The following is a 21337-nucleotide window of genomic DNA, read 5'->3' as shown; positions in this document are numbered from 1 at the left end:
CGGGCGGTCGTTTTGATGAGAAATTACGGATTGCGGCAACGTGGGGTTAGGGCCAAAACTGATGGCCGGATAGGTCCAGAACTAGGGAGACTTCAAAACTGAGGCGATCCGCGCAATGCCATCGGGGATGCGGTCCGCGGGAATGGAGGAATAGCCGAGCCGGTAGAAGTGTTTTGGCGCCTGCTCACCTGAGAAGAAAGAGCTACCGGGTTCGATCAGAACGTCATGGTTTCGCAACGTATCGGCTAGATCCTGAGAGTCTCTATCTGCTTGAAGTTGCATCCAGAATGATGAGCCGCCAAAGGCACCTGCGCAGGCCACGTCTAAGCCTGATTGATTAATTGCGGTTTGCATAATCGCGCGTCTTGTTTTGAGTGCCTCGCGGATGCGGCGGATGAGTGCGTCGTAGTGGCCTAGCGAGAGGAAATACGCGGCGGTGCGTTGGATGTGACCCGGGGGATGACGCAACACAGAGGCCCGCAGGGCGCGCGCCTCACGGATGAAGCTTTCAGAGCCCACCAAATATCCCAGGCGCAACCCGGGAAAGAGCGATTTTGAAAAGCTGCCCACATAGATCACACGGCCTTCCGTATCGAGCGATTTCAGCGCTGGAGAGGGGGAGTCGGTGAAGGACATCTCAAATTCATAGTCGTCTTCCACCACCAGCGCGTCGATGTCGCGCGCATGATCCAGCAGGGCGTGACGACGGGACATCGGCATGGTGGCGGTGGTGGGGCATTGATGGCTGGGGGTGGTGAAGATCACATCCGTTTCCGGGGGGATTTGTGCTGGGTCGAGCCCGTCGGTGTCGACATCGATGGGTTCCACATGGCAGCGCGATTGGTTCAGGATGTCGCGCAAAGCATGGTAGCATGGATTCTCGATCGCAGCAGTGCGACGTTGGGTGAGCAGGATTTGAGCCGTGATCCAGAGTGCGTTTTGTGCGCCAAGGGTGATCAGAATTTCTTCGGGCCGCGCAATGATGCCACGGCGCGGCAGGGTGTTGCGCGCGATGAATTCGACCAACTCAGGATCGTCTTGGTCATAGTAATCAGAGGTGAGCGCAGTGAAGTCTTTTTGTCCCAAGGCTTGCAGAGCACAAAGCCGCCAATTGGCGTGATCAAACAGGCTCGGATCGGTTTGACCATAGACAAACGGGTAGCGATACTTTGCCCAGTCTTTGGGTTTGTCCGGCGTCACCCCTCCGGTAAACCGTCGCCCCAAGGCACGGGTCCAATCAACGGTGTCCTCCCGTTTTTTGGGCGGGGAAAAGCTGGGCGGAACCGGGGCATTTTCGCTGACAAAGTACCCAGAACGGCCGCGCGAGGACAGGTAGTCATTTGCCAGAAGTTCGGTATAGGCCAGTGTCACAGTGATGCGGCTGACGCTCAGGTGGCTGGCCAATTTGCGTGAAGATGGCAGTTTTTCACCACGCCTGAAACGTCCCGACAGGATGCCTTCCGCAATCATTTGCTGGATCTGCGCCTGAAGCGTGCCTTGAGAGCCAGGTGCGAGGAAAAAGGTTTCAACCGATATAGCCATAGTCGCGACGCTATACTGGACTTATCTGGGTTGCAAACTGGACTTCTATGATTTTGGCATTGTTGCCAGCTTATGCTCAAGGTTTGCCCTCACAGCAGGCCATTCATGTTGGCAAATCGAGTAGACAGCGGTATCGCGCAACGTGCCATTGGCCATGATTGAGTGATTGCGCAAAACACCGTCCAGCTTTGCCCCGATCCGTTCAATAGCGGTGCGCGATTGCCGGTTTAGAAAATGGGTGGTGAACGTCACCGCAATACAATCGAGTGTTTCAAACGCGTGGCGCAACATCATCAGCTTGCACTCAGTATTGATCGGGCTGCGTTGTACGGACTTGCGGTACCACGTAGAGCCGATTTCGACGCGACGGTTTGGTGCGTCCGTCTTCATGTAGGTGGTCATCCCTATGGGCTTGCCTGTCGTATCCAAGATGGCAAAGGGTGTCATATCTGGCAAATTCAGCCTGCGGGTGATTTCTTTTGGCACCGCCTCAGGGCTGGGCACGGAAGTGTACCAGAGTTGATGTAGGTCGCCGTCCGCAGAGGCCTCTGCCAAATCGGGCGCGTGTTCTGCAGAAAGTGGGACAAGAGTGCAAAATGCGCCGGTGAGGGTGACGGGAGCGGGCCACATCGGAGATTTCCTTTCAAACGAAGCGCGCCGACCAACCCCGCAAGAAGGTTGATCGGCGCGGGGAAACGCGGCGATGCCCCGTCTCCCAGACAGTTGGTGTGGTGTTAGCCAAACACTTTGGTAAGTGCGTTGTCCACAGCAGTGGTGATGGCGTCGATGTCTGCAGCCGTCGCGATCAGAGCTGGCGAAAATGCAATCACATTGTTGCGGCCTGGCACGGAGCGGTTCGCCGCACCAATGATCACGCCTTGGGCGCCACAATCGCCAACGACTGCAGCAATGTCGGCCTCATCCACGGGCTCTTTGGTCTCGCGGTCTTTTACCAGCTCGCACCCAAGGAAGAGACCTTTGCCGCGCACATCGCCAATGACATCGTGTTTCTCCATGAGGGCCCGCAGGTTGGACATCATACGCTCCCCCATTGCTGTGCAGTTTTCGAGAAGGCCTTCTTCTTCGATGATGGCCATGTTCTCCAAAGCGGCTGCCGGGCCGGCAGTACATCCACCAAACGTTGAGATGTCGCGGAAATGGTCGAGCTTATCAGCAGGGTCGGACTTGAAGAGCTCAAAAACTTCTTCTGTGGTGACGGTGCAGGCGATGGCGGCATAACCGGAAGCGACCCCTTTGGCCATTGTGACAAAATCAGGTTTCACGCCGTAATGCTGATAGCCAAACCAATGGGTGCCGGTACGGCCAATGCCGCAGACAACCTCGTCGATGTGCAGAAGGATGTCATACTGCGTGCAAATCTCCTGCACACGCTGCCAGTAGCCTTCGGGGGGGGTGATGACACCACCACCTGCGGTCACGGGCTCAAGGCAGAGCGCGCCAACGGTGTCCGGGCCTTCTCGCAGAATCACTTCTTCGATCTGGTTTGCGGCGGCTATGCCGAACTCGCGGCCAGAGAGGTGGCCCAAGCCAATTTCGTCTTTGCGATACTCCATACAGTGCGGCACACGCACAAAATCTGGAGCGAAGGGGCCATACTGAACATTGCGTTCATCTTGGCCGCCCGCAGACATCGCAGCCAAGGTGGACCCGTGATAATCGCGGTCGCGATACAGGATTTTGGTTTTTTTGCCGCCATATTTCTTATGGGCGATCTGGCGGATCATCTTGAAGGCCTTCTCGTTGGCCTCTGATCCTGAGGTTGTGTAGTACACCCGGCTCATGCCCGGCATTTTTTCGATCAGCTTTTCCGCATAAAGTGCACCCGGTACGTTGCCGGCTGCATTCGCGAAGTAGCACATCTTCATCATGTTTTCATAAACAGCATTGGCGATACGCTCACGTCCGTAGCCAACGTTTACGGTCCAGACGGCGCCGGAAACAGCATCGATGTACTCTTTACCGTTCTGGTCCCAAACGCGCATACCTTTGCCTTCGATAATGATGCGCGGGTCATTGGTTTCAAACGGTTTATGCTGCACCAGATGATGCCAAACGTGAGCCTTGTCTGCATTGACGACGTGGCTGATGTCGTTGTCTTTCAGTGTGCCGTCCATGGCGTTAGACTCCTTGAAGGTATGCAACTTTAAGTTGTTTTTTGTGCTCATTTGAGCGCATTGTGATGATTTCCACGACATCCTCGCGACTTTTTCAAGCAGGATTATAGGGCCAAACGAGGAGCCCGTGTAAGGCCAGACAAGATGCTCCAGAATGAGAAAAACCGTGTGAAATGGATGCAAACACCTAATTTATAGGGGTTTTGACCAGATAGTCAAATATAGAATACCCCCCAAAAGGGGTGTGTGCGCTGGTGGAATTCCCTAAAAAAACATTGATCGATGGGCGAAATTCCGTTCCGATCAAGAAGGACGCGCTGTGTCAGTGATCAAAAAAGAGGCCAAAACGCCCGCTGGTCCCGACGTGCTGTTGCGCCACTATAGACAACGGGAGAAAGACATATGAGCTTTAAAAAGACGCTTTTGGGCGCTACAGCCGCCACAGCAATGCTGATGGGAGCACAGGCGGCAACCGCAGAGATCACTGTGGCCTATTTCTTGGAGTGGCCAATGCCGTTCCAATACGCCAAGCAAACTGGCATGTATGAAGAAGCGCTGGGCACCACAATCAACTGGGTCAGCTTTGACACGGGTACAGCGATGAGCGCGGCGATGGCGTCGGGTGACGTTCAGATTTCCGTCAGCCAAGGTGTTCCTCCGTTTGTTGTGGCCGCAAGTGCTGGTCAGGACATCCAAATTGTTGATGTGGCTGTCAGCTATTCAGACAACGACAACTGTGTTGTGGCCTCTGGTCTTGAGATCGACAAAGACAGCGCTGGCGAATTGGCTGGCAAGAAAGTTGCAGTGCCGCTGGGTACCGCAGCGCACTATGGTTTCCTGAGCCAGATGAATCACTTTGGGGTGGACGTGGCGTCCATGGAAGTTGTGGACATGGCACCTGCTGAAGGTGCTGCTGCGCTGGCGCAGGGTTCGCTGGACATGGCCTGTGGTTGGGGTGGCGCGCTGCGTCGCATGACCGAACATGGCAACGTGCTGCTGACTGGTGCTGAAAAAGAAGAGTTGGGCATCTTGGTGTTTGACGCGACGACAGCCCCAGCTGGCTTCATTGCGGAAGAAGGCGACATGCTTGCCAAGTTCCTCAAAGTGACCGCAGACGCGAATGCGATGTGGGCCGACGAAGCCAATCAAGCCAAGATGTTGCCAGTGATCGCCAAAGATGCTGGCATGGATGAAGACGCCACCGCGTCTACATTGGCGACCTTCAAGTTCCCAACCGTGGATGAGCAGTTGGGCGAAGCTTGGCTGGGTGGCACGGCGCAGAGCTTTATGAAGGGTGTGGCAGGCGTATTCGTTGACGCAGGGTCTATCCCAGCGGCTTTGGACAGCTATGATGGCACCGTGAACAGCGCGCCATTGGCCGCTGCCAAAGGCATGTAAGATATCCAAGAACTGATCGGTGCCCGCTTCCGGGCGGGCGCCGACTATTTTCAAAATTTCCTAAAATACAGGCGGGCCAACCGTCGTGCGCCGAGCAAAATCATTGGCGCCTAGATCCAGATAGGGACCATGACCGGATTATCCATAGAGAACCTGTCCATGCGTTTTGACCTGCCCAATGGAGGGCATGTGCAAGCGCTTAAGGACGTGAGCCTTGATTTGAAGCAGGGCGAACTTTTGAGCGTGTTGGGACCCTCGGGTTGCGGTAAGACCACGTTGCTCAACATTGTAGCGGGATTTTTGGCCCCAACTGAGGGCCGGATCATTTTGAATGGGCACACAGTGACCGGACCGGATGCTGAGCGGGGCATGGTCTTTCAGCAAGGCGCCCTGTTTGAGTGGATGAGCGTGCGGGACAACGTACGGTTTGGTCCAGATATGAAAGGCATGCCCAAGTCCGAAAGTGCGGAGATCGTGGATCATCTGTTGGATGTGGTGGGGCTGCAGGATTTCAAAGAAAAGATGGTCTATGAGCTGTCTGGTGGGATGCAGCAGCGTGTGGCGTTGGCCCGTTGTCTGGCCAACGACCCGGACGTGATCCTGATGGACGAGCCGTTGGGTGCGCTTGACGCGCTGACACGCGAGAAGATGCAGAGCCTTGTGCTCAAGCTTTGGAAAGAGACCGGAAAAACGATCATTCTGATCACGCACTCTGTGGAAGAGGCTCTGTTGCTTGGGGAACGGCTTTTGGTGATGGCGCCCCGGCCTGGCCGCATTCACAAGGAGTATCGTTTGCCGTTTGCCGATATGGGTGTGGGCGCTGATTTGCGGGAAGTGAAGAAACATCCCGACTATGCGCCAACCCGCGAAGAGATCCTCAATATGATTTGGAACATGGAAGAAGAGATCATGGGCCGTACCGAGGAGAGCGCATAAAATGGGACAGATTTTTGCAGACCTAGGCGGTGAACTGGGTGCGTTGATTTTGTCGGTGGTCGGGGCGTTGCCCTATTTGGCCCTCTACATCGGCCTCATCTTGCTGACGTTTTTCCTGTTCACACAAGTCAAACAAAGACTGTCGCCGGTTCAGGATTACACGTCGCTAAAAACGGTGACTTTCGGAGACGAAAGTGCGGTGATCTCCAATAAGGCCGCCTCGGTGATTTCGGTGGTCCTGATCTTTGTGATCTGGGGTGCATTTACCGGATCGGCATGGTTGCCAAAGTTCTTGCATGCACCGGGCCCCTTTGTGGGGGAAGCGGCGTTTACCTACACATTGGAAACAGAAAGCGGGGAGACTGCGGAAGCAACCGTTGATGTGTTGGTGCATGAAGCCGGGCAGACACCGGAAGCGCCTGTTGCGACAGAGAACGATGGGGTGGCCAAGAACGACGTTCTGGTGGTTCAGGCCTATCGCTCCAAGTTGTTGCGCTGGGATGCCAACGACGCGGTGACGCGCAAAGACGGCGCCAAGATTGTTGCCGTGGATGGTCAACCGATCAGCCGGGATGCGGATGTAGAAGTGGGCTTTGGGCGTGTCGCTCTGACCGACAAAGGCACACTGAACTTTGAACCCGCCAAGGGGTGGCAGATGGAAGATATCTGGCTGCCCGCACCTGAAAGTGTTTGGAAACGACTGATTTCTGTCAGCAAAGATGGCTATCAGAACGTCACACTTGCAGAGCACTTGAGCTACTCGTTGTTCCGCGTGATTGTTGGGTTTGCTCTGGGTGCGGCGGTTGGCATTCCGCTGGGCTATGCGATGGGCCTGTCCAACTGGTTCCGCGGCTGGTTTGATCCGATTGTGGAATTCATGCGTCCGGTGCCTCCTTTGGCGTTGATCCCACTGGTGATCATCTGGGCCGGGATTGGCGAGCAGGGCAAAATTATCCTGCTGTTCCTTGCAGCACTTTGGATCATGGCGATTGGGGCGCGTTCCGGTGTGTCCGGTGTGAACATCACCAAAGTGCACGCAGCCTATTCTTTGGGGGCCAGTAAGCGGCAGATTCTGCGCCACGTGATCATTCCAAACTCCTTGCCGGAAATCTTTACGGCTGCGCGTGTGGCGATGGGGGTCTGTTGGGGCACGGTTGTGGCCGCAGAACTTGTGGCGGCGGAAAAAGGTGTTGGTAAGATGATCGTGGCGGCGTCCAAATTTCAGGATACGGACATCGTGTTGATGGGGATCATCCTGATCGGGATCATCGGCTTTGGCATCGACATGTTGATGCGCTGGGCCGAGAAATACCTTGTGCCATGGAAAGGCAAAGGCTGATCTTGACGCAAACCGTGGCGCATTCTGTGCGCTGACACCTGTGTCTTCGGACAAACAGGACTGCTTTTAAACACTGAAGAGAGCCGCCATCACAATGGCGGCTTTTTTCTTTTGTCGGGTGGGGGAGTTGACTTTGTGCGTACGAGCTTTATGTGGAGGCTGTCGCTGCGCAGCCGCGTGAGCATGCCGCGCCGGGGTTTGTCTTGAAATAGAAGACCTGACTGGCGCACCAGCGACATATCTCGTTCCCATCACGCAGGGTTCCAACGGACAGGCCGGATGTGCGCAAAATGGTTTTGCGGCGTGGCGGTGCTGCCGAACCCGATTGCGGCCTCCGATACTGGGGGTTGTTGACGTTTTGCCGCAGTGCGCCAGAGGTGTGTGCGGCGTGAAAGGACATTTAGTGTCAGAATTTGAACAGCTGGGCCTGTCGTCTACGCTTGTAAAAGGTCTTATCCGTGCCGGATTTGACAAGCCAACTCCCATTCAAGCCAAGGCGATCCCTTTGGCACTGGAAGGCCATGACATCATGGGCTTGGCCCAAACAGGAACCGGTAAATCGTTGGCGTTTGGTCTGCCGATGATGGACAAGCTGCTGGCGATCCCAGGGCGACCTGCACCGCGTTCGGTGAAAGCGTTGGTGTTGGCTCCGACACGTGAGTTGGTCAATCAGATTGCCGAAAACCTACGCCCTATGGTGCAGGGCACGCCGATGAAGGTGATGACCGTGGTGGGCGGCCAATCGATCAACCGTCAGATTTCGATGCTGTCGCGCGGCACCGATATCTTGGTCGCAACGCCGGGCCGGTTGATTGACTTGCTGGATCGCAAAGAGGTCAACCTTTCCACGGTGAGCTATCTGGTTCTGGATGAAGCGGATCAGATGCTGGATATGGGGTTCATCCACTCTTTGCGACAGATTGAGCCACATTTGGGTACGCCACGTCAGACCATGCTGTTTTCTGCGACCATGCCCAAGCAGATGGCGGAGCTGAGCAGCAACTACTTGACCAATCCGCAACGTGTGGAATGCGCACCTCCGGGTAAAACGGCGGATAAGATCACACAGTCCGTAGAATTCTTGGAGAAGCCAGGCAAGACCGTGCGGTTGCGTCAGATTCTGTCGGAAAACATGGAAGAGAGCACGCTGATCTTCTCGCGTACCAAACATGGTGCCGAGCGGATGATGAAACAGCTGGTGGCGGATGGATATAATGCTGCGTCTATCCATGGTAACAAGAGCCAAGGACAGCGCGATCGGGCGATCAAGGCGTTTCGCAACGGCGAAGTGACCGTGTTGGTTGCAACGGATGTGGCCGCGCGCGGGATCGACATTCCGGTGATCTCTTTGGTGATCAACTACGACCTGCCCAATGTTGCAGAAAGCTATGTGCACCGGATTGGTCGCACAGCACGTGCCGGTCGGGACGGCCGCGCGATTTCTTTCTGTGCGTTGGATGAGCGCGACTATCTGAAGGACATTGAAAAGCTGATTGGGCGTCGGTTTGAACGCCCAGCTGGTGAACCGCAGGACCCACCCAAGAGTTTTGGTCGTGGCCCGCGTTCTGGTGGTCAGAAGAACCGTGGTGGCGGTGGTGGCAAAGGTGGTGGCAACGGCGGCGGTGGCAATGCAAACGCCAAGCCCGGTGCACGCCGGCCTCGACGTCGCAACCGGACGCGCAAGCCTGCGGCGTAAGACAAAAAACAGCCGCTGCAGTGATGCAGCGGCTGTTTTTATTCAACGGACGCGGTACGCCCATTGGGGTGGCTTAGGCCATTGGAACGCCGCTGATTGCTTTGGTTTCGCAGAACTCATCCAAGCCCCACGTGCCGCCTTCGCGACCGTTGCCGGATTGGCCATAGCCGCCAAACGGTGAACCGTTGATACGGCCAACCCCGTTTGTTTCAACCATGCCGGAGCGCACTTGGCGAGCAACCCGAAGGCGCTTTTCGTCGTCCTGAGTCTGGATGTAGTTGGTCAAACCATAGACCGTGTCATTGGTCATTTGTACGGCTTGCGCCTCGGTTTCAAATGACGAGATTGCCAAAACAGGGCCAAAAATCTCTTCACGGTAGATGGTCATATCGGGTGTCACGTCGGCAAAGACCGTGGGGCGCACGAAGTAGCCTTTGTTCATACCCTCCGGACGGCCCAGACCCCCAGCAACCAAAGTCGCCCCTTCCTTGATCCCGGTCTCGATCAGGCCTTGAATTTTGTTGAACTGCAGCTCTGACACCACAGGACCAATATGGCGGCCGGGTTCGGTGGTCGGTCCAACTTTTGTGGCCTCTGCTGCAGCTTTGGCTTCTTGGATGGCATCGGCGTAGCGGCTGTGTTCCACGATCATGCGGGTGGGTGCGTTACAGGACTGCCCTGAGTTGTTCATGCAGTGGATCACCCCACGTTTGACCGCTTTTTCATCGGCGTCCGCGAAGACCAAGTTTGCGCCTTTGCCACCCAATTCAAGGCTCACACGCTTAAGACTGTCAGCCGCGGCTTTTGAGATCGCGATGCCAGCACGTGTGGACCCGGTGAAGCTCACCATATCCACATCTGGGTGGGCGGACAGTTGTGAACCAACCCCGATACCGTCGCCGTTGACCATATTGAAGACGCCAGCGGGAAAGCCCGCTTCGTGCATCATCTCCGCAAAGACAATGGAGGAAAGTGGCGCAATTTCTGAAGGCTTAAGCACCATAGTGCACCCCACCAGCAGCGCGGGTATGGCTTTCAGGAACACTTGGTTCATGGGCCAGTTCCACGGGGTGATCATAGCGCAGACGCCAATGGGCTCTTTGCGCATGCGGTCTGCCCCCATCGCATATTCGAATTCAAAGCTGTCGAGGGCCTCAAGGAAGCCGTCAAGGTGCCAGGTGCCACTGCCCCATTGGCCGTTGGTCGCCAAATCAATCGGCGCGCCCATTTCCATTCGCATGGCTTCGGACATGTCGTCACGGCGGGCCATATAGATGTCGCGTAGCTTCTTCACCAAAGCGACACGCTCCTGCAGGGAGGTGTCAGCCCAAGCCGGGAAGGCGTCGCGCGCGGCGGCGACGGCGGCATCTGTGTCAGCTTGATCGCCGAGCGAGATCACTGCGCAAACCTCTTCGGTGGCGGGATCAATGACATTGAGGTCATTGGCTGCAACAGGATTTACCCATTGGCCGTTGATGTAGAATTGGCGTTTCTCGATCATGGTTTCACTCCCTATCGATCTTAGTCGGCACTCTGCCTGCGCATATGCGGCCACGCAAGCCCGGCACTTGATGTGGTGACGTCCGGTCACTGATAATTTGATCAAATTATTTATTCTGGCAAGGGGCTGGCGTTCAAAAACGACGGATGTAGTCTGGTTCTTGTCGCTGAGCGACGGAAATGTATTCTACATGCTGCCCCATCCGTAAGAATTTTCTTGCCTCTTTTTTGAGACACCGGGGGTGACATGTGCGAGCCAATCAGAGGGAGACACCCATGGGCCTGCGAATCAATGATGTTGTGCCAAATTTCACCGCCGAGACGGATCAGGGCACGATCACTTTTCACGACTGGATCGGCGATAGCTGGGCGATCCTGTTTTCACACCCCAAAGATTTCACACCGGTGTGCACGACCGAATTTGGTGCAGTGGCACAACTGGCGGAGGAATGGGCAAAACGCGGCACCAAAGTGATAGGCGTGTCCGTGGATGGTGTGGAAGAACACAAAGGTTGGAAAAAAGACATTGAGTCTTATTCGGGCGCAGATGCAGGCTTCCCAATTATTGCGGATGATGGGCTGAACGTTTCTAAGGAGTTTGATATGTTGCCCGCCGAAGCGTACCTGCCTGATGGGCGCACGCCAGCCGACAGTGCAACCGTTCGCTCTGTGTTCATCATTGGGCCGGATAAGCAGCTGAAGTTGTCCATGACCTATCCGATGAATGTCGGACGCAACTTTGCTGAAGTCTTGCGGGCGCTTGATGGGTTGCAAACCGCAGCCAAAGAGAATGTCGCCACGCCTGCCAATTGGACGCCCGGTGGGGATGTGGTGATCCCGGTTGCGGTGAGTGATGCCGACGCGACCGCCAAATATGGCGAATTCACCACCCATTTCCCTTATCTGCGGACCACAAAGCTGCCGGGATAAGTGGCTTAGCTGGCTGCCACAGCAGTTAATGTGTTAAATTGTAAGAAAGCACGCCGGATGCATCCAGCGTGCTTTTTTATATGGACAAGACGCGTTTGGGAAGCACCGGTGTGGGGCGCACTTTCGCGATCTGGCGTTGGAGGATGACGCCCTATTCAGCATCGGATTAATCCACTGGAAACGCCTGTTCTGGCACAAACAGCGCATGACACGGTCAGCTCAATTCATTCCTGCGATTCTCGCGAGCTTTTTCTGCGTGACGGTTTTGCCCGTCATGACAGTGCTTGCCGCACCTTTGAAAGAGGGTGGAACAAGGGTGGTTGTGGCTGGTCCCGGCGTAGATCTGATGAACATTGTCGAAGCTTCGGGTGGCCGAGTGGTTGGCGTATCACGCGCACCGCTGGCGGTTCTGGGCACATCGGATGCGGCGGATTTTGAAGAACGACTTAGGGAAAATGGGGCATGGGCCATTCTGGACGGCGACTCGCTGGCTTGGCTCTGCGGAGTGTAAGTATGAATGAACATCCGAAACTGATTCAATCGCGCAAGACTGGCGTTAAGGTACTGGCCACGATCGCGGTGATTTTGGGCGCGCTGGCAGGCGGCATGGCCGTCATGAATGGCGGCAACATACCGATGCTTGGCGGCGCTGCAGCCGCTTTGGCGGGTCTTGGGTTTTATGCCACACGGCTGGGCGGTAACCTTGCAGCACGCCTAAGCGTCTCAGTGGCCTGTTCCGGTCAGATTATGGTGATATTGGCTGCGATGGCTGGGCATGCGTGGCAATTGGATGTCCATATGATGTTCTTTGCCATGTTGGCCATGTTGTCTTTGATGATCTGCCCCGTGTCGATCATCGCAGCGGCCGGCGTGATTGCCGTACATCACTTAAGCATGACCTTCCTATTTCCGACACTGGTGTATCCATCGGTCGATCTTCTGGAAAATGTGGGCCGTACGGTGGTGCATGCGGTGATTGTTGTGGCTGAAACCGCCATTCTGGTGGGGTCAGTATTAAATTACCGCCGTCAGCTGGATGAGCTGTCCAAAGAACAAGAGTTACAGGCTGAATTGATGCAAACAGTCCGTGGTGAAAAGGCGGTTGTTGAAACCAAGGAAAAGGCACAGTCTCATGTTGTGGCGACATTGCATGAACGGTTGTCACGCATTGCACAGGGCAACCTGGATGCCTTGATTGATGAGCCTTTTGAAGCTGGCTACGAAGATTTGCGTAAGAGTTTCAATGACTCCGTGCATTCGCTGGGCGGTACTGTCCGTTCTGTGACCCAGCTTTCCAGTCAAATCGAAGTAGACAGTCGCGAGCTATCAGAGGTGTCGCTGAACGTAGCACATAGCACCGAAAAACAAGCGGGTGAGTTGCAGCATGTGACCGAGGCAGTGGAGCGGATTGCCGAGGCGATGCAAGGGGCAGTTGCCAAGGCTATGGACACGCAAACACGGTTTGATAACACCACATCGTTGACCCAAAACGGTACGGAAGTTGTACGCCAAGCTGTGTCCACCATGGACGAGATCGAAGCAAGTTCCAGCCAGATCGATCATGTGGTTACATTGATCGAAGACATTGCATTTCAGACAAACTTGTTGGCGCTCAACGCCGGTGTTGAGGCCGCGCGTGCAGGGGAAGCCGGTGCAGGTTTTGCCATTGTGGCCTCTGAGGTGCGTGAATTGGCGCACCGATCAGCGGAGGCCGCGCAGAACATCAATGGTCTGATCACGCAAAGCAACAGCCATGTGGTCAATGGCGTGACGCTCGTGCGCCAGGTCGGTGACGCTTTGGAAACCATTCTGGGGGATGTCAGCGAAGTGCGGGGCAATATCGCCGAGATCTCTGAAATCTCTGATACGCAGGCGCAATCGGTGGCTCAAATTCGCGACAGCATGCAGACCATCGGGTCAGAAACGCAAGCCAATGCGGCGCGGTCTGAAGAAGCGTCTGCAGCGACCTCTAGCCTTGATATGGCGGTGGATCGATTGGTTGATGGGCTGTCAGGTTTCCGTGTTGCAGAAGAGGACCAAAAGGCCAGTGATGCAGGCGCGGCGTTTGACGATGAGGACGAGGAATGGGCGGCCGCCTAGTCTCTGTCATACGGTGATGATTTATGTCCGCTCCGACCATCTCGGGGCGGGCGTTTTTATTTTTGTCAGGTACGGCAATCCCGAAATTGATTTCGCGAGCACGATGCCATAGGCCGAACCCAACAGGTTTGTTTTTGGGATTTTGGTCTATGCGAGTTTCTGGTCGTAAGTCGTTGTTGCTGCGCGCGGTTTTGGGGCTGATTTTGATCATCAGCCTAATCGTTGGGGCAGGTTTTCTGGGCTACAAGAGGTATTTGGCGCCGGAACACCCCACGCCGACACAATGGTCTTTGGAGGGGGATGTTTCAGAGGCGCTGCAAAGGAATTTGGAGGCGGATTTAGAAGCCAATCCGACGCGTAATTCTTCGTCTCTTCATGTGATTGCGCCTCAGTTGGGATTGGACGCAGGGTTCGTGGCAGGGCTGGCTGACCCCAAGCGCGGAGAGACGATGCGTGTTGATCACAGTTTGCGGATCGCGAGCGTGACCAAATCCTATGTTGCGGCCACCGCATTTGCGTTGCAAGAACGTGGCGTTCTATCCCTGCAAGATACGGTGCGGGAGCGCGTGTCACCCGAGTATATCGATATGCTGGTAGCTGATGGATTTGATGTGGATGCCATCACGTTGTTTCACTTGGTGAGTCACCGATCAGGCATCGCGGACTACGCGTCTCATTTGTTTTATCAAGCTCAGATCCTCTCTTATGATGTATTTGGACGCGGTCCCAAGTGGACAGTCGAGTCGCAGCTTGCATTTGCAATGAAACACGAAGATCCACTTTTTGCGCCAGGCCTGCAGGCTTCATACTCTGACACCGGGTATATTCTGCTAGGTGATGCGATCGAGCGAGCCACCGGCATGTCGCTTTCACAAGCCGTTCGGGAGACGTTGGATTTTGACGCACTTGGTCTGAAAAATACGTGGTGGGAAGTCTTTGAAACACCAACAGGGCCGGATGATAGGGTACATCAATACGTTGGCGGTTTTGATGCGACAGAGGTCGATGCCTCCATTGATCTGTTTGGCGGTGGTGGACTTGTTGCCACGCAACGTGATCTGGCACATGGCATGAGAGCCATTGTGAATGGCGAGATGTTTGCTGACCCACAAACCATAGAACTGATGCGCACGGCCACCGAGCCGCACTTTGGTGCAGGCCTATACCGGATGAATTTCAATGTCGGTCTTTGCTTTGGGCATGGCGGATACTGGGGGCTTTTGGTGGTGCATTGCCCGGATGACGACCTCACGGTGGCGCTTACATACACGCAGGCCAATGCAAATGGGCAGGGGCGCAATATCAACGAGATTTTGAAAGGTCTGGTTGCGCGGCAGGATGCGCAATAACAGCCCATAAAGCAAAAGCCCCGACCAATGGCCGGGGCTTTTCTATTTTCGAGAGGAGAAGCGCTTAGTCTTCTTTTTTCTCTGCAACGACTTCTTCGCCGGTTTCTTGATCCACAACCTTCATGGACAGGCGTACCTTGCCGCGGTCGTCAAAGCCGAGCAGTTTGACTTTCACTTCCTGGCCTTCTTTCAGAACGTCGGAAGGGTGGTTCAGGCGGCGGTTCTCAATCTGAGACACGTGCACCAGACCGTCGCGCTTGCCGAAGAAGTTCACAAATGCGCCGAAGTCGACGATTTTGACAACTTTACCGGTGTAAACCGCGCCTTCTTCAGGCTCTGCGACGATGGAGTAGATCATGTCGTAGGCTTTTTTGATGGCTTCGCCGTTTGGCGATGCGATCTTGATCACGCCTTCGTCGTTGATGTCGACCTTTGCGCCGGATACTTCAACGATTTCACGGATGACCTTACCGCCAGAGCCGATCACTTCACGGATTTTGTCGGTTGGGATGTTCATGGTCTCGATGCGTGGCGCGTGTACTGAGAACTCAGCAGCCCCTGTGATCGATTTGTTCATCTCACCAAGGATGTGCATGCGGCCGTCTTTGGCTTGAGCAAGCGCTTTTTCCATGATTTCCGGTGTGATGCCCGCAACCTTGATGTCCATCTGCAGAGACGTGATGCCGTTTTCGGTACCCGCCACTTTGAAGTCCATATCGCCGAGGTGGTCTTCGTCACCCAAGATGTCAGACAGGATCGCGTAGGAGCCGTCGTCTTCGAGGATCAGACCCATCGCCACACCCGCAACTGCGGATTTCAGAGGCACACCTGCGTCCATCATCGACAGAGAGCCGCCACATACGGACGCCATGGAAGACGAGCCGTTGGATTCGGTGATCTCAGAGACGATGCGCACTGTGTATGGGAAATCGGTGGCGGCCGGCAGAACGGCCTGAAGGGCGCGCCATGCAAGTTTACCGTGACCGATTTCGCGGCGGCCGGGAGGGCCCACGCGACCAGCTTCACCCACAGAGTAGGGAGGGAAGTTGTAGTGCAACAGGAAGTTGGACTTGAAGTTGCCGTGCAGCGCGTCGATGAATTGCTCATCATCGCCGGTGCCCAGAGTGGTCACAACGAGGCCCTGTGTTTCACCACGGGTGAACAGCGCAGAACCGTGGGTCCGTGGCAGCAGGCCAGTTTGGCAAACGATGTCACGGATTTCGTCAGTCTTACGACCGTCGATACGTGTACCGGTTTTGACAACGTCACCGCGCAGGATGCCGCCTTCGAGTTTCTTCAGAGCCGATCCGAGGTTTGCATCCTCCAGCTGCTCTTCTGTCAGAGCCGCTTTGATTGCTTCACGTGCCGCAGCAACGGCGGACGTGCGCTCTTGCTTGTCGGTGATTGCGAAAGCCGCGCGCATCTGCTCTTCGCCCGCAGCTTTTACGGCCTCATAGAGATCGGCGTAATCAGGCGCTTGGAAGTTGAACGGCTCTTTTGCGGCGTCTTCGGCCAGATCAATGATCAGGTCGATAACCGGCTGGATCGCATCATGGGCAAATTTCACTGCACCCAGCATTTCTGCTTCGGACAGTTCGTATGCTTCGGACTCAACCATCATGACGGCGTCTTTGGTGCCGGCCACAACAAGGTCGAGACGCTGCTCTGGCTTGGTGCGCAGGTCCTGCATGTCGTCAACAGTTGGGTTGAGGATGTAGTCGCCATCTTCAAAGCCAACACGTGCCGCAGCCACGGGGCCCATGAACGGTGCGCCAGAGATGGTCAGAGCCGCGGATGCCGCGATCATAGCAACCATGTCTGGGTCGTTGACCAGATCGTGGGACAGCACGGTGCACATCACCAGAACTTCGTTTTTGAAGCCAGGGACAAACAATGGGCGGATCGGACGGTCGATCAAACGCGCAGTCAGTGTTTCTTTTTCGGTTGGGCGCGCTTCGCGCTTAAAGAAACCACCCGGTACTTTACCGGCGGCATAGTATTTTTCTTGGTAGTGCACAGTCAGAGGGAAAAAGTCCTGACCGGGCTTTGGTGCCTTTGCAAAGGTCACTGCGGCCATTACGGAGGTTTCGCCCAGAGTGGCGATCACGCAGCCGTCGGCCTGGCGGGCAATCATACCCGTTTCCAGCGTGAGCGTCTCTTCGCCCCACTGCATGGATTTCTTTGTTACTTCGAACATCATCGTATCCTAGCTGGGAGATCGACCGAGCGTATCCCGGGCCTCCCGTTTGAAATGGCGACCCCATTGCCGCCGATCCCGTTTATCTTGCTTCGAGCGCCGGGATCAGAGCGCAAGCTTTCAGATGGTCGGCCCATATCGGAAATTGGGCCATTTGGAAACCTGATTTTACAAAGTTTACAGGGCTTAGCAGTCCGACAGCGAAAGCCTCGGCGCATTCAGGCCGATGGGTGCAACAGATTGTTGACGTCTCAGACGTGGCAATTTGTCTAAATTTGGGTGATACTGCGAACAACCTGCGCGGCTTGGGGGCTTGCTGCGCGATTCGTAATGCGCCGTTTTGCGCTAGAGTGAGTGGATTGGTCATGACAGCCCCATTTCGTTTTTTTGTCTCTTTTTTTGCGGTTCTGCTGTTTGCGGCAGGCTGTGCGGAGACAGTTGATATCGCAGAGATGACACCACCTGCGGTGTCAGAAAACGCGGATGTGGTGTCCAAGAATGTGGTTGAGCCAGCGCCTACGGGGCCACGGATTTTGGCCATGGGCGATAGCATGATGGCTTGGCATTCTTTGACGCAGGCATCGGTGCCGCATTCGATTGAAAAAGCGTTGGATGAGCCGGTCGCCAGCATGGCCGTGAGTGGGGCGCGGGTGATTTACAACTTGCCGATCACCGGTGCGATGGGACTGAAAATTTCTAGCCAGTATCGCAAAGGCGAATGGGATTGGGTCGTGTTGAACGGTGGCGGCAACGATCTTTGGCTGGGGTGTGGGTGCGGAGCCTGCACACGCAAAATGGACAAGATGATCAGCGAGGACGGCAAACGTGGTGCCATTCCGCAGATGGTGCAGAAGGCCCGAGAGACAGGCGCACAAGTGGCTTGGGTCGGGTATTTGCGCAGCCCAGGCGCGTGGTCGCCCATTGAGGGCTGTAAAAAGACTGGCAATGAATTGGAAACCCGGATTCAAAAGCTCGCTGCGCTGGATCGCGGGGTTCACTATGTGTCATTGGCGGATCTGGTTCCGCAGGGCGATCGGAGCTTTCATGGGTTGGATATGATCCACCCGTCGCTGAAAGGATCTCGGGAAATCGGCAAGCGTGTGGCAGCAGTGATTGCGGCCAATGACGCTGTAAATTAGCCCTAAGATTTTGTGAAATAAAGCAGATTCACGGCGAGTTTTCTCTCGCAGGCCTTTACATAGTTTCAACTTGCAATTCTTGATTAATTTTGTCAGATAAGGCGCGCCTAGCCAGATATCCTCTGGATCAGCCGGGGTTTCCAATCATGTTGTGATAATGTCGGGGCTGCGATTTGGCCCTGACATTGTCCGTTTGAGATCCGCTGTGAAGGAGTGGAAATACAATGGCCAAAATTTTTGCCGATCTTCTGGCAATGGATGTGCATGCTCAGAAAGCTGGTTGCGGTTTGAACCCCAAACTCCGTGCCGCAATGGACGCGAGCTTGCGGTATCCGACGACCGCAGCATCACCGATGCCTTCTGAAGCGGATATGTCGGGGGAGATGCCACCGAACGTGATCAAGCTTGAGCAGAAAATCAAAGACGCTGAAAGGAAACTGGCATGAGAGACGTGACCTCTGGACCGCCAAATGACCTTGAGACGTTGCATCGGATTGGGTGTGATGACTTTGAGGTGGGGCTTTTGCCGGTGTTTCGGCATATCACGTTGAGCATTCTTGAAGCGGACCCGAAGGCATGGTCTCGGGCCTACGATCTTGCTGTGGAGCGTTATGGCGAGGCCATTGGGCTGCCGGCGGCGCTGGGACTGCACAAGATTGCTCTGTGCCTATTGAATTGTCGCGAGGACGGGCCAGCCTTGCAGGATCCGTTGTGTCCGGAAGCAAAACAGTTTGTCACAGACGACGAGGTACAAGTCATCTCCATGGTGCATCACATGCGCCGAGACAATGCATCTGCAGCGCGGTCTGCAGTGGCTTTTGTCACGCATGGTAGGATGGACCCGGATTTGATCCGGACCGCGCTCAGTTTTGCGCACCGATTTCCTGCAGGTGTGCGGCGCCTCTCTAAGAGTGAGGCGCGGCCTCGGCTGTCTGTGGTGGCCTAGGTTTGATCAACCCGCGCGCGTTTGGCGCCGGGGCGTTCGGTGATCCCAAAAGCTTTGCGCGCGGTCACCAGACGGAGATCTTCGGGGTCCATACCCATTGAAAGCATGGTTTTGCGATCAAACCGTGCACGAGCAGTGTCTTTGTGGTGCGCGGTGCCAAACAGTCGGTCGATCCAGTCAAATCCAAAGCTGACCTGAAAAGTCGCGTTGTGATCTTGGAAGTGATGCGCCAAGTGTTTGCGTGTGATGTACTGTCCCAAACGGCCTTTGGGCACGTTTAGATGCGAAATAGTGTGGCAATACTCATAGAAGGTGAAGGCTGAAACTGAGCCAACGAACAGGGCGATGTAGGACAGTGAGAGCGCGAACTGCAGGCCAAGGAATGGCCACAGGACCAGCGTGTGTATCGCGACTGAAACAAATCCAAAGCGCACAGCATACCAGTGGTCGTCTCCGGTAAAAAATTCGGGATCGGTAGGGTATTCGTGGTGTCCGATATGCGCCCGGTAGAGGTCGTTGAAAGTGCCCTGCGCCGTCGGAGGTGCACGGTGATACAGAAATCTGTGCATGGCGTACTCGACAAAGAGTTGTGCCACATAGCCATAAACCAACGCAAAAGGGATCCACCAAGACAGATTTTGCGATATCAGCCAAATGCCAAACAGCCAGAACGGCAGCAATCGGTGCAGGCTGCCCATTCGGATCAGAACCGACAGAGTTTCTTTCATGACATTCTCCCTTAGTCAGGAAGTTTGACGCCTAGACCGACGCACTGTCAAATTTGACTTTGCGTAAGGTGGCGAGGCGCCGTGTAAATCGACGCCTCGCTTTAGCTGTGACCTATCAGGCCCGGCGCCACATGGGGAAAGGGTCCGGCATATCTTCAAAGGTCGGCAGCATTTCAGGCGTGGCATCGTGGATCAGGCACGCATCCAGCCGAGATTTTAGTGTGGGCCAGTCGATGCCTGCACCAATAAACACCAGTTCTTGCCGGCGGTCGCCGAACGGTTCGGCCCAATGGGCAGTCATATATTCAAGGGCCTGGGGATGTGTGGGGCGGCGGTCTTCGGGGACAGTGGCCCACCACGTGCCAAGCGGCGCCACAGAAGACAGTGCACCGGCAAGTGAGAACTCTGCGACCCACTCGGGGCGCGTAGCGATCCAGAAGTGGCCCTTGGCGCGGATCACTCCAGACAATTCACTGTTCAGTACCGCATGGATTTTTTCTGGGTCAAAGGGGTGGCGCGCCCGATAGACATAAGAGGCTATTCCGTACTCTTCGGTTTCGGGGGTGTGGTCGGCAAAGCCATAGAGTTCTTTGGCCCACATCGGGTGCTCATGCGCCTGTTCAAAGTCAAACAGGCCGGTGTTGAGCACTTCGAGGGCGGGGACGTCGGAATGGTTGGCTTCGATGATTTTGGCATCTGCGTTCAAGCTTCGGATGATTTTGCGCGCGGCGTCCGTTTTGATGGGGCCCGCATCGTCCACCTTGTTCAGCACCACCACATCTGCGAATTCCAACTGATCCGTCAGCAGATGTACGAGGGTCCGTTCGTCTTCTTCGCCCAAGGTCTCGCCACGATCTGCTAGCAAGTCGTGGCTACTATAATCGTTGAGCAAATTCACTGCGTCCACAACCGTGACCATTGTGTCCAGTCGGGCCACATCAACGAGGCTTTCTCCGTCTTCGTCGCGAAACTCGAACGTGGCGGCCACGGGCAATGGTTCGGAAATACCGGTGGATTCGATCAACAGGTAATCAAAGCGGTTTTCGCTTGAGAGGCGGCGCACTTCGGTCAGTAGGTCATCACGCAGGGTGCAGCAAATGCAGCCGTTGGACATCTCGACAAGAGTCTCTTCGGTCTGGCTGAGCTCCGCGCCGCCTTCGCGAACCAGATCAGCGTCAATGTTCACTTCGGACATGTCGTTGACGATCACCGCAACCCGCAGGCCATCCCGGTTGTTCAGGACCCGGTTCAACAAAGTTGTTTTGCCTGCACCAAGAAATCCGGAAAGCACTGTGACGGGGAGGCGCGAGTCTTGAGTTTGGGTGTCTGGCATGGGGAGCTCTTAAACATTATGTTATAACGTAACAATCACAATCAACACAGATGTGCAATAGGGAGCGGT

General features: G+C 55.3%; 18 protein-coding genes. 11 read left to right on the top strand and 7 right to left on the bottom strand.

All coding sequences use genetic code 11. From position 1 onward, the window contains the following. Nucleotides 1–81 precede the first annotated feature (81 nt). From pdxR to ABWV47_RS09190, 3 genes are all read right to left on the bottom strand, one after another. Nucleotides 82–1542, bottom strand: a complete 1461-nt coding sequence (pdxR, locus tag ABWV47_RS09200; RefSeq protein WP_353310980.1) for a MocR-like pyridoxine biosynthesis transcription factor PdxR — start codon at nt 1540–1542, stop codon at nt 82–84. Between the two features lie 45 nt (nt 1543–1587). Next, entirely contained in the window at nt 1588–2172 is a 585-nt protein-coding gene (locus tag ABWV47_RS09195) for a GNAT family N-acetyltransferase (RefSeq protein WP_353310978.1), read from the bottom strand. Nucleotides 2173–2276: 104 nt separating this feature from the next. Continuing rightward, on the bottom strand, nt 2277–3677 hold the full coding sequence (locus ABWV47_RS09190) for an aminotransferase family protein (protein ID WP_353310976.1): 1401 nt from the start codon (nt 3675–3677) through the stop codon (nt 2277–2279). A gap of 402 nt (nt 3678–4079) precedes the next feature. On the opposite strand from ABWV47_RS09190, the gene ABWV47_RS09185 reads away from it, so the two are divergent. From ABWV47_RS09185 to ABWV47_RS09170, 4 genes are all read left to right on the top strand, one after another. After that, nucleotides 4080–5075 (top strand): taurine ABC transporter substrate-binding protein, encoded by a 996-nt coding sequence (locus tag ABWV47_RS09185; RefSeq protein WP_353310974.1) that lies wholly within the window; start codon nt 4080–4082, stop codon nt 5073–5075. 129 nt (nt 5076–5204) lie between these two features. After that, nucleotides 5205–6011: an ABC transporter ATP-binding protein gene (locus ABWV47_RS09180; RefSeq protein ID WP_353310972.1), complete on the top strand. Its 807-nt coding sequence runs from the start codon at nt 5205–5207 to the stop codon at nt 6009–6011. A 1-nt stretch (nt 6012) separates the two neighbouring features. Continuing rightward, nucleotides 6013–7350: an ABC transporter permease gene (locus tag ABWV47_RS09175; protein WP_353310970.1), complete on the top strand. Its 1338-nt coding sequence runs from the start codon at nt 6013–6015 to the stop codon at nt 7348–7350. Between the two features lie 388 nt (nt 7351–7738). Beyond that, nucleotides 7739–9046 (top strand): DEAD/DEAH box helicase, encoded by a 1308-nt coding sequence (locus tag ABWV47_RS09170; RefSeq protein WP_502959692.1) that lies wholly within the window; start codon nt 7739–7741, stop codon nt 9044–9046. Between the two features lie 73 nt (nt 9047–9119). On the opposite strand, the gene ABWV47_RS09165 is transcribed toward ABWV47_RS09170, so the two are convergent. Beyond that, nucleotides 9120–10547, bottom strand: coding sequence for an aldehyde dehydrogenase family protein (locus ABWV47_RS09165; RefSeq protein WP_353310968.1), 1428 nt, complete (start codon nt 10545–10547; stop codon nt 9120–9122). 275 nt (nt 10548–10822) lie between these two features. On the opposite strand from ABWV47_RS09165, the gene ABWV47_RS09160 reads away from it, so the two are divergent. The 4 genes from ABWV47_RS09160 to ABWV47_RS09145 all read left to right on the top strand — a co-directional run bounded on the left by ABWV47_RS09160 (nt 10823) and on the right by ABWV47_RS09145 (nt 14925). Then, on the top strand, nt 10823–11476 hold the full coding sequence (locus tag ABWV47_RS09160; RefSeq protein WP_353310966.1) for a peroxiredoxin: 654 nt from the start codon (nt 10823–10825) through the stop codon (nt 11474–11476). 205 nt (nt 11477–11681) lie between these two features. Beyond that, nucleotides 11682–11987: a hypothetical protein gene (locus ABWV47_RS09155; protein ID WP_353310964.1), complete on the top strand. Its 306-nt coding sequence runs from the start codon at nt 11682–11684 to the stop codon at nt 11985–11987. Nucleotides 11988–11989: 2 nt separating this feature from the next. Then, on the top strand, nt 11990–13576 hold the full coding sequence (locus tag ABWV47_RS09150; RefSeq protein WP_353310962.1) for a methyl-accepting chemotaxis protein: 1587 nt from the start codon (nt 11990–11992) through the stop codon (nt 13574–13576). 149 nt (nt 13577–13725) lie between these two features. Further along, nucleotides 13726–14925, top strand: a complete 1200-nt coding sequence (locus ABWV47_RS09145) for a serine hydrolase domain-containing protein (protein WP_353310960.1) — start codon at nt 13726–13728, stop codon at nt 14923–14925. Nucleotides 14926–14989: 64 nt separating this feature from the next. On the opposite strand, the gene pnp is transcribed toward ABWV47_RS09145, so the two are convergent. After that, nucleotides 14990–17122: a polyribonucleotide nucleotidyltransferase gene (gene pnp, locus ABWV47_RS09140; protein WP_353310958.1), complete on the bottom strand. Its 2133-nt coding sequence runs from the start codon at nt 17120–17122 to the stop codon at nt 14990–14992. Nucleotides 17123–17487: 365 nt separating this feature from the next. Between pnp and ABWV47_RS09135 the strand changes: the two genes are divergently transcribed. The 3 genes from ABWV47_RS09135 (at nt 17488) to ABWV47_RS09125 (ending at nt 19207) form a co-directional block, all read left to right on the top strand. Continuing rightward, entirely contained in the window at nt 17488–18261 is a 774-nt protein-coding gene (locus ABWV47_RS09135; protein ID WP_353310956.1) for an SGNH/GDSL hydrolase family protein, read from the top strand. Nucleotides 18262–18485: 224 nt separating this feature from the next. Beyond that, entirely contained in the window at nt 18486–18707 is a 222-nt protein-coding gene (locus ABWV47_RS09130; protein WP_353310954.1) for a hypothetical protein, read from the top strand. Next, nucleotides 18704–19207, top strand: a complete 504-nt coding sequence (locus ABWV47_RS09125; protein WP_353310952.1) for a hypothetical protein — start codon at nt 18704–18706, stop codon at nt 19205–19207. Before ABWV47_RS09130 ends, ABWV47_RS09125 begins: the two co-directional genes overlap by 4 nt. Here ABWV47_RS09125 and ABWV47_RS09120 read toward each other — a convergent pair. Both ABWV47_RS09120 and ABWV47_RS09115 read right to left on the bottom strand, forming a co-directional pair. Further along, nucleotides 19204–19935: a sterol desaturase family protein gene (locus ABWV47_RS09120; RefSeq protein WP_353310950.1), complete on the bottom strand. Its 732-nt coding sequence runs from the start codon at nt 19933–19935 to the stop codon at nt 19204–19206. The two genes, ABWV47_RS09125 and ABWV47_RS09120, sit on opposite strands and share 4 nt — an antisense overlap. 115 nt (nt 19936–20050) lie before the next feature. After that, complete coding sequence (locus ABWV47_RS09115; RefSeq protein WP_353310948.1) at nt 20051–21268, bottom strand: GTP-binding protein; 1218 nt, start codon at nt 21266–21268, stop codon at nt 20051–20053. Nucleotides 21269–21337: the final 69 nt, after the last annotated feature.

The sequence above is a fragment of the Shimia sp. NS0008-38b genome (genome assembly GCF_040370365.1).
In the GTDB taxonomy this organism is placed as follows: Bacteria; Pseudomonadota; Alphaproteobacteria; order Rhodobacterales; family Rhodobacteraceae; genus Shimia.
The sequence above is the reverse complement of the archived record's forward strand: the minus strand, read 5'-3'. Positions and strand labels throughout refer to the sequence as shown.